Here is a 14038-nt window from a genome sequence, read left to right as displayed (position 1 = left end):
CGCCCCTAGTAGGTGCGGATCAGGCCGACCAATCGGCCTTGGACCTTGACCTGATCATCACGGAACACCCGTGTTTCATAGGCAGGGTTCGCAGCCTCAAGTGCGATAGCAGAGCCGTTGCGGCGGAACCGTTTCAGCGTGGCTTCATGGCCTTCAACAAGGGCCACTACGATATCACCGTTATCGGCAACGGAAGTTTCACGGATCACGACGACATCGCCGTCGTTGATGCCCGCCTCGATCATCGAATCGCCTTTGACTTCAAGCGCGTAGTGATCGCCGCTGCCCAGCATGGACTGCGGCACAGAGACGTTGTGCGAGGCTTCGCTGATTGCCTCGATCGGGACACCTGCAGCAATGCGGCCCATCATCGGCAATTCGATCGCACCGGATTCAACGGCCATCGCGGCAGCGGGGGTGCTGTCGGGTTTGTCCCCGTCAATGACGCGCGGCTGGAAACCGGTCTTGCCCTGCATCGCATCCGGCAGTTTCACGATCTCAAGCGCACGGGCGCGGTGCGCCAAACGCCGGATGAAACCACGTTCTTCCAGTGCGGTAATCAGACGGTGGATACCGGACTTGGAGCGCAGATCGAGCGCTTCTTTCATTTCATCGAAACTGGGCGGGACACCATCGCGCTGGACACGCTTGTGAATGAACTCCAGAAGATCGAGCTGTTTTTTCGTCAACATATGACTGCTCCATTACCACGTTTTGCATATGTTCTATGCATGTTCTTGTTTTGTGTCAACTGATGGCTGTTCCGTGCGGATAGTCCGGGATGCCTCCGGCGGAAGTTTGATGGGACATGGAAAGTCCAGGTTCAGAGGCGGATGATTTCGATCTGGTCGCCAGTGTCGCGGGCGGGATCGTTGATCGGGCGCACGGCAAGGCAATTGGCCTCGGCCAGCACGGTGAGCAGCGCGCTGTCCTGACGGTCAAAAATCGTGACACCCTCAGGGCCGAGATGCGCGCGCATGTAGTGTTCTCGGGGCCCGTTGGCGGGGGCGGGTTTGGCGAGAGCGTGGGTTTCGCGCAGGGCAGGCTGCGCGCCCATCCCCAGCATTTTGCGGATCATTGGGGCGAGAAACACATGCCCGCAGACCATGGCAGAGACAGGGTTGCCGGGTAGGCCGATCATTGTGGTGCGGCCCATGCGCCCTGCCATCAGCGGTTTGCCCGGGCGCATGGCGACTTTGTAAAAGGCGCGGTCCATGCCTTTGTCGGTGGCGACTTCGCCCACCAGATCATGATCACCGACGGAGGCACCCCCGATTGTGACAATGAGGTCTGCATCCGCGGCCAGATCAAAGGCCAGCGCGAGCGACGCGCGGGTGTCGCGCGCAATCGGGAGCAGACGCGGGTCGGCGCCAAGCTGGCGGATAAGCGCTGCGAGCCCGTAGCTGTTCGAGGCGATGATCTGATCCGGCCCCGGTGTCTCGCCCGGTTGGACGAGTTCATCGCCTGTTGCGATAATGGCGACCGATGGCCTGCGGGTGACAGACACGGTTGCGATGTTCATCGACGCGAGCAGGGCGATATCGGACGGGGTGAGCACACGCGGCGCGCGGATGGCATCGCCTGCTTTGAAATCGGCACCGGCAGGCCGCACGAAGGGGGTGTCATTGGCGCTGTCATCTAGGGTGATTGTGTCGCCCGCGCGCGTGACGTTTTCCTGAATAATGACGTGATCGGTTCCTTCGGGTAAGGGCGCGCCGGTGAAGATACGCACAGCCTGCGCCGGACCAACCTTACCCTGCCAAGCATGGCCAGCGGCAGCCTCGCCGATGACCTCATAGGTCTGGCCGGCTTTAATGGATTTGGCGTCAACCGCATAACCATCCATTGCGGAGGCGGCGAAAGGGGGCTGGTTGCGCGTGGCATATGCGTCTTTTGCCAGCACACGGCCGTCCGCCCTGATCAGCGGAACGTCTTCGGCGTCCAGCGGTGTGGTCAGCGCGAAGAGATGGGAAAGGGCCTCATCGACCGAAATCATGGGTTTTCGAACCGTCCCGATTTGCCGCCGTCCTTGAAGGTGAGCCGCATGCCGCCGATTTCCATATCTTTTTGTACGGCTTTGACCATGTCGTAAACGGTCAGGGCTGCGATGTTGACGGCCGTGAGCGCCTCCATCTCGACACCGGTTTGACCGCCTGTCTTTACAGTGGCGGTAATCCGGATACCGGGCAGGGCGGTGTCCGGCGTCAGATCAAGCGCGACCTTTGTGATCGGCAAAGGGTGGCAGAGCGGGATCAGATCGGCGGTTTTCTTGGCGCCCATGATCCCTGCGATCCGCGCGATCCCCAGCACATCACCCTTGTCGGCGCGGCCTTCGGTAATCAGTGTGAGCGTCGCGGGCGCCATCCTGATATAGCCTTCCGCAATCGCCGTGCGCGCGGTCACGGGTTTATCCGAAACATCGACCATATGCGCTTTGCCGTCGGAATCGAAATGCGAAAGCCCTGACATCACAAGCCCCCTGTGGCTGGATTGGCAAGCAGGATCCGGGTGGCTGTGGCCACATCATCCTGCCGCATCAGGCTTTCACCGATCAGGAACGCACGCGCGCCGTAGCGGGCCATATCAGCCAGTTCCTCGGGCGTGTTCAGGCCGCTTTCGCAGACGATCATGCGGTCTGCGGGCACCAGTTTGGACAGGGTGCGGGTGGTATCGAGCGTGGTTTCAAAGGTTTTCAGGTTGCGGTTATTGATCCCCATCAGCGGAGATTTCAGCAGTGTGGCGCGTTCCAGTTCTGCCGCGTCATGCACTTCGATCAGCACATCCATATCCCATGCAAAGGCGGCCTCTTCCAACTCTTGCGCCTGGGCGTCGCTGACGCTCGCCATGATGATCAGGATGCAGTCGGCGTGCAGGGCGCGGGCCTCGGCGACCTGATAGGTGTCATACATGAAATCCTTGCGCAGGGCGGGTAGATCGACGGCGCTGCGGGCCGCGGTCAGATAGCTGTCGTCGCCTTGGAAAGAGGGGCCGTCGGTGAGGACGGACAGGCAGGTGGCCCCCCCTTCGGCGTAAGCTTTGGCAAGCGCGGGCGGGTCGAAATCGGCACGGATCAGGCCCTTTGAAGGGCTGGCTTTCTTGATTTCTGCGATCAGGCCATACCCTTCACGGATGGCGCCCGCCAGCGCATCGGCGAAACCGCGTGTCGGCGGGGCTTCTTTGGCGCGGGCTTCGACCTCGGCCAGAGGAACCGCTGCTTTGCGCGCGGCCACATCGGCGAGTTTGTATGTTTTGATCTTTTCGAGAATATCGCTCATGGGTCCGCCCAGTTGATTGGCTCTTGGCCTTGTTCAATAAGCCACTGGTTCACCTTTGAAAATGGGCGCGACCCGAAAAACCCGCGATGCGCCGAAAGCGGGGACGGGTGCGGTGCGCGCAGGATCAGGTGATCGGGGCCAAGGTGTTTGGCATAGGCCTGTGCAGGTGCGCCCCACAGGATAAAGGCGCGGGGGTGATCGTCGAGACGTTTCAGCGCTTGGGTGACCAGCGTTGACCAGCCCAGTCGGGCGTGGGCTTTGGGTTGGCCCGGTGGCACTGTAAGGGCTGTATTGAGCAGCAAAACGCCCTGGTCTGCCCAGTCCTGAAGGCCGGTCTTGGTGCGGACATGGCCTGTATCAGTCTGAATTTCCTTGAAAATATTGCCCAGGCTGTCAAGGCGTCCGCCAAAGTCATCTGGAATGGAAAACGCCAGACCACCGGCTTTGCCGGGGGTATGATAGGGGTCCTGGCCGAGGATCACGACACGGGTGTCATCGGGTTGGGTGCGTTTGAGGGCGGCAAAGGTGAGCGCAGGAGGCGGCAGCAGATCCCCCTCAATCCGGGCGGCTATCTCCGGCAGGTCCTGTGCAAAAAACGGCAGATCATCCCACGCGCCAAGATCCGTCAGATCAAACATCACGCGGCAGAGGTAATCCGTGCCAGTGTTGCGAGCGCCTTTTTGGCTTTGCCGCTGTCGATGCTGTCGCGGGCAAGTTCAACCCCTTCTTTCAGATCACCGGCTTTGTCGGCCACGACCAAGGCGGCTGCGGCGTTCAAAAGCACGGCGTCACGGTACGCGCCTGTCGCGCCATCGAGCAAGGCCGACAGGGCCGCGGCATTTTCTTCGGGCGTACCCCCGATGATATCGCGGAAACTATGGACCGGAAGGCCCGCATCCTCTGGGTGGATTTCGCGGGACCTGATCTTGCCGTCCTCAAGGGCCGCGACAGCCGTGGGGCCGCAGATCGTGATCTCGTCGGTGCCGTCGCTGCCGTGGACCAGCCATGCTTTCTCTGTGCCAAGCTGTTGCAGGGTTTCGGCCATGGGAAAGATCAGGTCAGGGGCGAAAGCGCCGGTTAGTTGGCGCTTCACACCTGCGGGATTAGTCAATGGTCCCAAAATGTTGAAGATCGTTTTTGATCCAAGTTCCACGCGGATAGGCCCCACATGTTTCATCGCCGGATGATGTATCGGCGCCATCATGAAACCAATACCTGCCTCGGCGATGGCGCGTTCCACGATCTCAGGGCCAACCATGACGTTGATGCCAAGCGCGCCCTGCACATCTGCGGTGCCCGATTTCGATGACAGGTTCCGGTTGCCGTGTTTGGCAACCGGCACGCCGGCACCAGCCACAACAAAGGCGGTCGCGGTCGAGATATTCAGCGTGTGTTTGCCATCACCCCCCGTGCCAACGATATCCATCGCGCCCTCGGGTGCTTTGACGGGGATGCAATGCGCGCGCATGACGGCAGCGGCAGCGGCGTATTCGGAGACAGATTCGCCGCGCGCACGCAGCGCCATCAGAAACCCGCCAATTTGCGCAGGGGTCGCGGCCCCTTCAAAGAGATAGCCGAAGGCCTCTTCCGCCTGCGACCGCGACAGCGGACCTTCGGAGGCTGCGAAAATCAGCGGCTTCATTGCGTCACTCATGCGGGTACCTTCGTGTTGGCAAGAAAGTTCTGGAGAAGCTGATGGCCGTGTTCGGACCGGATGCTTTCTGGGTGGAATTGCACGCCGTGGATCGGCAGGTCGCGGTGTTGCAGGCCCATGATGGTGCCGTCTTCCAGCTCTGCCGTGATCTCAAGGCAGTCGGGCAGGCTGGCGCGGTCCACCACCAGCGAATGATAGCGCGTGGCCTCAAAGGGGCTTGGCAGTCCGGCAAAGAGCCCTTTGCCGGTATGATGCATCGCACCCATTTTGCCGTGGACGATTTCATGGCACCGCACGACATTGCCGCCGAAGGCCTCGCCAATTGCCTGATGGCCAAGGCAGACACCCATCAGCGGCATCTTCACCTCAGCTGCGGCATGCACGAGTGCGAGACAAATACCCGCCTGTGCCGGATCACAGGGACCAGGCGACAGCATGATCGCTTCGGGGCGCATGGCCATCGCTTCCTGCACATCAAGCGCGTCATTGCGTTTGACCACGACTTCCGCACCCAGCTCGCCCAGATAATGGACCAGATTATAGGTAAAGCTGTCATAGTTATCGATCAGAAGCAGCATAGTAAAAACCCGCGCATGTGACAAAAAGGGCTACCGTTTCCGGTGAAGTGAACGGTATAAGCCCGCCATACATGGGCCGGGACGCAAGGGCACGTCAAGGTCGAAGAAAAAGGTGTGGGCAGATGAAGGGCTATGTAAAGGGCAGTCTTTGGGGGCTGATTTGCGGCGGCGTTGGTTTGGGTATCGTCTCGCTTGCCAACGAACAGCCGGATTTTGCAACCGGTCCTGCCGAACCGCAGTTGGCATCGCCTGACATGGTGCCTGCTGTGACGACAACGCAACTGCCCGTGCCGCTCCCCAGCAGCCCTGAAGATGTGCCGAATTTCGCAGATTCTGTCCCGCTGAGCGTTGCAGCGCCGGATAGCGAGACCCCACCGGAAGTGTCGACGGAAACCGCCGAATTACCCGCCGTAACGGCCGTGGAAGAGCCAGCACCGCAAGCGGCAACGACGGCCACAGCACCTGTGTTGGCGGATGATGCCGTTGAGGCACTCGACGTGACGCCGCCTGTGGCCGCCGCACAGGATGAAACACCAGCCGCCGTTGCGCCGCCTGTGATTGTTGTTGAGGATCAAGCCGAAGCGGTTGCTGCGGATGCTGAGACCACAGCGACCGCGCCAGCGGCAGAGCCCGCTCCTGAACCGCAAGAGGCGGCACCGGCAGCAGAGGACAACTCGCAAAACGAAGTTGCCGAGGTTCCACAGGACACGCCGGTGGAAGTTAAAGCAAGTGATGAGCCTGTGAGCGAAGCTGCAGTTGAGACCGCGCAGGCTCCTGCCGCAGCCGAGACCGTGATGGTATCGCCCGAAGAAACACCTGCGCCCGAGCAGGAAGCCACTGCTTCAGAGCAAGAAACGACCGTGCCAGAGCAAGCAGCCGTCGCGTCAGACCAGCAGGTAATTGTGGCACAATCCTTGCCACAAGCATCAGGCGGGGTTCGGATCAACCGCCCAGGGGCAGAGCCGGAAGAGACCGAGACCGTCGCACCGACGCCCACCGAGACCGACGCATTGCCAGATGACGCCCCCGCCTTGTTGCGCTTTGCGGCACCGTTTGAAGCGACAGAAGGCCTGCCAAAGATTGCCGTTGTGCTGGTCGATACCGATGCGATGGTGGATGCGGCACCTGCACTCGCGGCGCTGGGTTTTGCGCCGACGGTTGCGATCAACGCGCTGGCCGAAGGGGCAGGCGAGAAGATGGCGGCCTATCGCGCGGCGGGGCTTGAGCTGGCACTTCAGGCTGATCTTCCCTCGGGTGCGCGCCCTGCGGATGTGGAAGTGGCCTTCGAGGCGGCGTTCCAGCTCTTGCCCGAAGCCGCGATGCTGTTTTCATTGGGCGCAGGCGCGATCCAGGACCGCGCCGTCACTGCGCAGGTGATGCAGATATTGGCGGCTGACGGCCTTGGCTTTGTCACCGTCCAGCGTGGGCTGAGCGATGCGACACGCGCGGCGGAACAGGCCGATGTGCCTGCCGCGACGATCCTGCGTGATCTTGATGGTGAGGGCGAAGACAGCGGCGCAATTGCGCGCGCGCTGGATCAGGCCGCGTTCCGTGCGCGCCAGACCGGTGACGTTGTGATCATGGGGCGGATGACGCCGGAAACACTCGCAGCGCTACGCGAGTGGGCGGGTCAGCTCGACCAGTCGACACTTGCGATTGTGCCTGTCTCGGCGATCCTGCTTTCACAGGGTGAATAAGGGCCAAAGCCGGACTTCAAAAAGCCGTTAAGGCGCTAGTTGCCACTGCCGCGGAACATCGTGGCATCTGCGGCGGCCTTGCGGATGGCGTTCGATTTATGCACGGTTTCCTGATATTCCGCCTCGGGGTCACTGTCGTAGACCACACCACCGCCGGCCTGAATATAAAGCTTTTCGTCCTTCAACACGGCTGTGCGGAGCGCGATGCACATATCCATGTCGCCGTTGGCGCTGAAGTATCCGCACCCGCCGCCATAGACGCCGCGTTTTTCCGGTTCCAGCTCATCGATGATCTCCATCGCGCGGACCTTGGGCGCGCCCGAGACGGTTCCCGCGGGCATGCCTGCAAAGAAGGCGCTGAGGGCGTCCTGATCATCGGCCAATTCACCCACCACGTTGGACACGATGTGCATGACATGGCTGTAGCGCTCGACGATGAATTGCTCGGTCGGGCGGACGGTGCCGATTTTGCTGACCTTGCCGGTGTCGTTGCGGCCCAGATCAAGCAGCATCAGATGCTCGGCCAATTCTTTCTGGTCGGCCATCAGATCGGCTTCGTTCGCGTTGTCTTCTGCGGGGGTCGCACCGCGCGGGCGGGTGCCTGCAATAGGGCGGATCGTGACCTCTTTGCCGAAGACACGGACAAGAATTTCAGGGCTGGCTCCGATCACCTGAAAGCCACCGAAATTGAAAAAGAACATGAAAGGCGACGGGTTTGTGCGCCGCAATGACCGGTAAAGCGCGAAAGGGGGCTCCACGAAATCCTGCGTCCAGCGCTGGGACGGGACCACCTGAAAGATGTCACCGGCGCGGATGTATTCCTTGGCCTTTTCGACGGCGGCCAGATAGGCCTCATGCGCGAAATTCGAGACAGGCGGTGCGACCTGCGCAGGTTCTGCCAGATCACGGGCTTCGCTGGGCATCGGGCGCTCAAGGGCGCGCTGTGCGTCCATCACACGCTCTGCCGCTTGTGCGTAGGCCGCGCGGGCGGACACGCCCGGCGTCACATAGGCGGGCGCCACAAGGATCACGTCGCCTTTGACCCCGTCCAGTACCGCAACGACCGAGGGGCGCAGCATCATGGCATCCGGCAGGCCAAGGGGGTCGGGGTTCACATCGGGAAGATGCTCGACCAGACGGATCATGTCATAGCCCAAGTACCCGAAAAGCCCTGCCGATGCCGCAGGCAGACCATCAGGCAGATCAATGCGCGACTCGGCGATCAATGCCCGCAGGGCGGTCAGCGGGTCTTCGGCCATGTCCTCGAAAGCCGCGTCATCAAAGCGGGCAGTGCGGTTGACCCGCGATGTGGTGCCGCGACATTCCCAGACCAGATCAGGGTTCATGCCAACGATGGAATAGCGCCCGCGGACTTCGCCGCCCGTGACACTTTCCAGCATGAAGGCGTTTTTGCCCGCACCGGACAGTTTCAGCATCAAGGAGACAGGCGTGTCCAGATCGGCAGCGATACGTGTGTAAACCACCTGACTGGCGCCCGCGTCATATTGTGCGGCGAAACTGTTGTAATCGGGCAAGAGTGCCATAGGGCCGCCTTAGAATTGCGCGTTGACCGCGTTGATGGTTTGCTGGTTCAGAGATGTCTCGGTGCGTTGCTGCACCGACGTCGCATAAGCATCAAAGATATCCTGTGCGATACCGGCACGCGCGTTTTCTGCCAGCGCATCGCGTTGTGCGATGACCGATGGATCAGTCAGGTCAGGGGCCGCGATATTGTCCAGACGGACGATCAGGGCGCGATCAAAGGCGTCCACGACGCGAACCTCGCCAATCGACATGTCGAACAGCACATCATTGAAGTTGGGGGGGGTGCCCTCCACAAAGCTCCGGCGTGTCAGACCTTGATCGATCACAGGGTCAAGGCCCAGCGTGTCAAAGCCCGTCAGTGGCAGGATGTCGGCGGCAATCTCCTCGGCTCTTGCAAGGATTGCCTCCTGGCGGGCCTGCGCCTGCCAGGCTTGCGCGACCGCATCGCGCACATCCTCAAGCGGTTGCAGTGTCGGCGGGGTGATGCCGTCCAGTGTCAGAGCAAAAATACCGCCATCCGCAAGGTCGATGATTTCGGGGAAGGCACCTTCCTGAACGGTGGCCGCAGCATCGCGGAAGGCGTCATAGGCGGCGATCCCGTCAATCGTGTCCGGTGTCCAGTTCACGGTGCCAAGTTCCATTTCCGTGCGTTCGGCCAGATCGGCCATGGTCGCGCCGCCCGCCAGAAGGTCAATAATCGCATCCGTACGGTCATTGATGTAGTCACGCGCGGCATCTGCCGCCAATTCCTCGCGCAGGTCCGGTGTCGCCTCTTCGAGCGTCGTCACTTGCTCGGACAGAACGGCATTCATGCGGAAGATGGCAGGGCCCAGGTTTGAGTTGAATGGCCCGACGACATCACCGGTATCAGCGGCAAACACGGCGTCACCTGCCGCGCGCAGATCATCCTTGCTCACATCGCCAAGGTCCACGTCTGTGAGCGACAGGCCACGCTCTGCGACCAGTTCCTCAAATGTGGCTTCGCCTGCATTGAGCCGCGCCATCGCTTCCTCGGCACGGTCGGCATCCAGATAGACCAGACGCTCGACCAGACGGCGCTCGGGCTGGACGAACTCGGAAATCCGTTCATTGTAAAGACGCTCGACCGCTTCATCGGGAACGACCATCTCGTCGAGAATCATCGTGGGCGTCAGCCATGCATAGGTAATATTGCGGGCTTCGGGCAGGGTGAATTCGGCGGGGTTGGCGTCATAGTATTCCTGCTGTGCGGCTTCCGTGGCACCCGGCACAGGCGCGGTCAGGTCTTCGGCGTCTACGACGGCCCAACTGATATCACGGCTTTCGCTCATGTACTGTACCATGGCATCTGCATAGGCCTGGGGTGCAGGCACGCCGCTGACGACAGCGCCCTGCAGCAGGGTGCGGGCGGTTTCTTCGCGGATGCCGGCTTCGAACTCGGCTGCGGACTGGCCTGATTGCTGCAAGGCAAGGCGATAGGTCTCGCGGTTAAAGCCACCGGCACCCTGAAAAGACGGGATCGCCCGCAGGCGTTCAAAAACGCGTTCGTCGCCGACAGAAATACCCAACTGGTCCGCTTCGTTATCAAGGGTGCGCAGCAAGACAACCTGACTAAGCGCAAGCTGGTCAATGCCGAAGGCCTGCGCCTGCTGGAAAGTAATCTGTTGGCCAAACTGGGCCGATACCGCGCGAATTTGATCGTTCAGGGCGCGCTGGTAAGAGGCAACGCTCACCTCTTTATCACCCACTGTCCCGATGTTGCGGATGTTCCCGCTCAGGCCGCCCGAGCCAAAGCCTGCAAGGCCTACAAGAATGACGCCGACAATGATCCATGCGCCATAACGAGGTTTGTCTTTTTTAGCCATTTGTTGCCGCTCCACCCGCTGGTTTGGGTCTGAATAAGGGGCCGGACGCGGCGGTGCAAGGGCTAGAGTTCCAGCAGTGACAGCCTGTTGAACAGGGTTTCGACCCCCGCGCGGTCGATGTTGGCAAAAGCGATCCTCAACTGGTGGTCGCCGCCTGCGACATCATCGGGCATGAACATGGTGCCGGGCAGCAGCAGAACGCCGACCTCCTTGACCAGAATCGGTGCGAGATCAGCGGAAGACATGGCAAACGGGTGCTTCACGTAGGCAAAATATGCGCCACAGCCCAAAAGTTCCCAGCCTTTGTCCGCGAGCAGATGGAAATTCTCTTCAATCGCTGCGCGCCGGTCGAGGATTTCGAGGCGCTCGCCGGCTAGCCACGCACCGAGGTTCTGCATCCCCCAAAGGGCGGCACGTTGGCCCAGTTGGTTGGGGCAGATCGTGACGGTATCGAGGAACTTTTCGATTTCGGCCAAGCGGGCAGGGCTGGCGACAACGGCTCCAATGCGGTGACCGGTCAGGCGGTAGGCCTTTGAAAAGGAATAGAGCTGGATCAGCGTGTCATCCCAGACGGGATCCGCGAACAAATCATGTGGTGCGCCCGTGCGGCTGTCGAAGTCGCGGTAGGTTTCATCGACGATCAGGGCAATGCCATGCGCGCGCGCCAGATCACGGAAGGCGTGCAGGACGGCAGCGGGGTATTCCACGCCGCAAGGATTGTTGGGGCTGACCAAGGCAATGGCGCGGGTTTTGGCAGTGATCAGTTTCGCCGCATCATCCACTTGCGGGATCATCCCGTCGCCTGCCAGCAATGGGACTGTTTTGACGCCCGACATATCCAGCCACATCCGGTGGTTGAAGTAATATGGGACGGGGACAATCACCTCGTCACCCTCGGTGCAGAGTGTTGCGATCGCGGCTGCAAAGGCCTGATTGCACCCTGACGTGATTGCGACCTGATCTGCGGCGATATTTCCGCCATAGCTGGTGCTCCACTGTGCGGCGACTTCCGCCCGCAGTGCGGGCAGGCCGAGGACAGGGCCGTAGAGATGCGCATCGGCGTCGTTCAGGACGATGTCTGCCATCGCTTCGCGCAAAGGTGCGGGGGGCGGATCGACAGGGGCCGCCTGACTGACGTTCAAAAGCGGGCGGTCAGCCGGATGGGTGACACCCGCAAGCCAGCGCCGCGCCTCCATGACAGGCGGAGGGAAAGTGGCGCTGGTGCGTGTGCCTATCATAATGTGTTCCCGAAGTGCTGTTCAGTCTTTGCCGCGGTAGGGTTCGACGTATTGCAATGCCATGTCCCAAGGAAAGAAGATCCATGTGTCCTGGCTGACTTCGGTAATGAATGTGTCAACCTGCGGGCGGCCCTTGGGTTTTGCATAGACTGTTGCGAAATGCGCTTTGGGGTACATTTCGCGCACCAGTTCAAGGGTTTTGCCGCTATCCACCAGATCATCAATGATCAGAATCCCGGTGCCATCACCCATGAGTTCGGCATCAGGGGCCTTCAGCACGCTGGCCTCCGATTGGTCCTGATGGTCGTAGCTTTTGACGCTGATGGTATCGACGGTGCGGATATCCAGTTCGCGCGCGGCAATCATCGCGGGGGCCATGCCGCCCCGTGTGATTGCGACAACGGCGCGCCATGCGCCATTGTCGGGGCCTTTGCCGTCAAGGCGCCATGCCAAGGCACGGCTGTCACGGTGGATCTGGTCCCAACTGATATGGAACCCTTTTTCATGTGGCAAACGGTCGGTCATAGCGCGCAGTCCTATTCTTTGGTGATATCGGGGGCGTCTACGGCCTTCATGCCGACGACATGATACCCTGCATCCACGTGCAGGACTTCGCCAGTTACAGCGCTGCCCAAATCTGACAACAAATAAAGCGCGGAATTGCCAACTTCTTCTTGTGTGACGGTGCGGCGCAGGGGCGAGTTATACTCGTTCCACTTCATGATGAGACGGAAATCTCCGATGCCCGAAGCTGCCAGTGTCTTAATCGTGCCTGCGCTGATTGCATTGACGCGAATCTTATCCTTGCCAAGATCCTCGGCCAGATACCGGACCGAGGCCTCAAGTGCGGCTTTGGCCACGCCCATGACGTTGTAATGTGGCATGACTTTCTCGGCGCCATAATAGGTCAGCGTCAGGCAGGAACCACCATCTGTCATCATCTTCTCGGCGCGCTGCACAACCGCCGTAAAGGAATAAACCGAGATATCCATGGATGTCAGAAAGTTGCCGCGGGTGGTATCAACGTAACGGCCCCGCAATTCGTTTTTATCTGAAAAACCAATTGCATGTACGATGAAGTCCAACTTGCCCCAACGCTCTTCCAATGCCGCAAAAAGTGCATCTATCGAGCCTTCATCACCCACGTCACAAGGCAAGACAATGTCAGAGCTAACCGAAGCAGCAAGCGGGTCGACACGCTTTTTCAGCGCTTCGCCCTGATAAGAAAACGCAAGTTCCGCGCCGGCATCCGCACAGGCTTTGGCAATGCCCCAGGCAATAGATTTGTCGTTGGCGAGGCCCATGATCAGGCCACGTTTGCCTTTCATCAGTTCCGATGTCATTGCGCAAATTCCTTTGTTGTTTGCCTCTGGCTCATACTTCGTTTAGGCGATTGCGCGCGGGCCAGCAAGTATCTGAACAATGATGCAAAATGCTTGCCACTGTTCCTATTTCCCCATAGCGTGGCGGTGGGGGTTTTGTTTGGGGATCAGCTATGTCTGACCGTGGCGGCATTTTTGCGGGTACAGATCCGTTTGTTATTGCGCAGGAATGGCTTGACGCGGCGGCTGAAACGGAACCCAGTGATCCGAATGCGATCGCTCTTTCTTCGGTTGATCAGAACGGCATGCCAAACGTGCGCATGGTGCTGTTGAAAGATATCGAAGTAGACGCCTTCGTTTTTTACACTAATTATGAAAGCCAGAAGGCGCAAGAAATCGCGCAATCTGGGAAGGCTGCATTCGTTTTGCATTGGAAATCACTCGCAAGGCAGATACGGGTGCGGGGGCTTGTCTCGAAAGAGGATGGCCCAATCGCTGATGACTATTACAAATCGCGTTCTCTTAAGAGCCGAATTGGAGCATGGGCATCACAACAGTCTCGTCCTTTGGCGTCGCGTGCGTCGCTGATGGCTGAGGTTGCAAAAGTAACGATACAAAAAGGTGCGGACCCGGAACGGCCACCTTTTTGGGGCGGTTTCCGGATTGTGCCTCTGGAAATCGAGTTTTGGTCTGATGGCGCATTTCGTTTGCACGACCGGTTTCGGTGGTCGCGCAGTGAAGTTGGCCAGGAGTGGGAGATTACCCGACTGTCACCGTAATGTCTTATGTGAAGGCTTATGGGCTAGTCTGGTTAACTCGACGTCTTGGTTGGGGCGATAGACAAATACGGATAGCGGCAAGTAAATTGCCGCTGTTCAAAAGGAA

At 59.9% G+C, this 14038-nt stretch carries 14 protein-coding genes; 2 read left to right on the top strand and 12 right to left on the bottom strand.

What is annotated here, in order from left to right; genetic code table 11:
- Positions 1-5: 5 nt before the first annotated feature.
- The 7 genes from lexA to C7964_RS07415 all read right to left on the bottom strand — a co-directional run bounded on the left by lexA (position 6) and on the right by C7964_RS07415 (position 5507).
- Entirely contained in the window at positions 6-692 is a 687-nt protein-coding gene (gene lexA / locus C7964_RS07445; RefSeq protein WP_110279031.1) for a transcriptional repressor LexA, read from the bottom strand.
- A gap of 131 nt (positions 693-823) precedes the next feature.
- Positions 824-1996: a molybdopterin molybdotransferase MoeA gene (locus C7964_RS07440; protein ID WP_110279030.1), complete on the bottom strand. Its 1173-nt coding sequence runs from the start codon at positions 1994-1996 to the stop codon at positions 824-826.
- Complete coding sequence (gene moaC, locus C7964_RS07435; protein ID WP_110279029.1) at positions 1993-2469, bottom strand: cyclic pyranopterin monophosphate synthase MoaC; 477 nt, start codon at positions 2467-2469, stop codon at positions 1993-1995. Before moaC ends, C7964_RS07440 begins: the two co-directional genes overlap by 4 nt.
- Positions 2469-3275: an indole-3-glycerol phosphate synthase TrpC gene (gene trpC / locus C7964_RS07430; RefSeq protein ID WP_110279028.1), complete on the bottom strand. Its 807-nt coding sequence runs from the start codon at positions 3273-3275 to the stop codon at positions 2469-2471. The genes moaC and trpC overlap by 1 nt, the downstream gene beginning before the upstream one ends.
- Positions 3272-3913 (bottom strand): uracil-DNA glycosylase, encoded by a 642-nt coding sequence (locus C7964_RS07425; RefSeq protein ID WP_110279027.1) that lies wholly within the window; start codon positions 3911-3913, stop codon positions 3272-3274. Before C7964_RS07425 ends, trpC begins: the two co-directional genes overlap by 4 nt.
- The gene (trpD, locus tag C7964_RS07420) at positions 3913-4929 is read right to left on the bottom strand and encodes an anthranilate phosphoribosyltransferase (RefSeq protein WP_110279026.1); all 1017 of its coding nucleotides are present in this window, start codon (positions 4927-4929) and stop codon (positions 3913-3915) included. Before trpD ends, C7964_RS07425 begins: the two co-directional genes overlap by 1 nt.
- Positions 4926-5507, bottom strand: a complete 582-nt coding sequence (locus tag C7964_RS07415) for an anthranilate synthase component II (protein ID WP_110279025.1) — start codon at positions 5505-5507, stop codon at positions 4926-4928. The genes trpD and C7964_RS07415 overlap by 4 nt, the downstream gene beginning before the upstream one ends.
- 122 nt (positions 5508-5629) lie before the next feature.
- Here C7964_RS07415 and C7964_RS07410 point away from each other — a divergent pair, with 122 nt between their 5' ends.
- Positions 5630-7204: a divergent polysaccharide deacetylase family protein gene (locus tag C7964_RS07410; RefSeq protein ID WP_181417129.1), complete on the top strand. Its 1575-nt coding sequence runs from the start codon at positions 5630-5632 to the stop codon at positions 7202-7204.
- A 35-nt stretch (positions 7205-7239) separates the two neighbouring features.
- Here the strand turns inward: C7964_RS07410 and trpE are convergent, their stop codons facing one another.
- From trpE to fabI, 5 genes are all read right to left on the bottom strand, one after another.
- The gene (gene trpE / locus C7964_RS07405; protein WP_110279023.1) at positions 7240-8748 is read right to left on the bottom strand and encodes an anthranilate synthase component I; all 1509 of its coding nucleotides are present in this window, start codon (positions 8746-8748) and stop codon (positions 7240-7242) included.
- Positions 8749-8757: 9 nt separating this feature from the next.
- Positions 8758-10593, bottom strand: coding sequence for a peptidylprolyl isomerase (locus tag C7964_RS07400; protein WP_110279022.1), 1836 nt, complete (start codon positions 10591-10593; stop codon positions 8758-8760).
- A gap of 62 nt (positions 10594-10655) precedes the next feature.
- A complete protein-coding gene (locus tag C7964_RS07395; RefSeq protein WP_110279021.1) occupies positions 10656-11831 on the bottom strand; it encodes an aminotransferase in 1176 nt (391 codons plus the stop codon).
- Positions 11832-11852: 21 nt separating this feature from the next.
- Entirely contained in the window at positions 11853-12356 is a 504-nt protein-coding gene (gpt, locus tag C7964_RS07390; RefSeq protein ID WP_110279020.1) for a xanthine phosphoribosyltransferase, read from the bottom strand.
- A gap of 11 nt (positions 12357-12367) precedes the next feature.
- Positions 12368-13174 (bottom strand): enoyl-ACP reductase FabI, encoded by an 807-nt coding sequence (gene fabI / locus C7964_RS07385; RefSeq protein ID WP_110279019.1) that lies wholly within the window; start codon positions 13172-13174, stop codon positions 12368-12370.
- Between the two features lie 152 nt (positions 13175-13326).
- Here fabI and pdxH point away from each other — a divergent pair, with 152 nt between their 5' ends.
- Positions 13327-13932 carry a pyridoxamine 5'-phosphate oxidase gene (pdxH, locus tag C7964_RS07380; RefSeq protein ID WP_110279018.1) on the top strand — a complete coding sequence of 202 codons (606 nt, stop codon included), beginning with the start codon at positions 13327-13329 and terminating at the stop codon, positions 13930-13932.
- The last annotated feature ends 106 nt before the right edge of the window (positions 13933-14038 follow it).

This window comes from Loktanella sp. PT4BL (genome assembly GCF_003201935.1).
In the GTDB taxonomy this organism is placed as follows: Bacteria; Pseudomonadota; Alphaproteobacteria; order Rhodobacterales; family Rhodobacteraceae; genus Yoonia.
The sequence above is the reverse complement of the archived record's forward strand: the minus strand, read 5'-3'. Positions and strand labels throughout refer to the sequence as shown.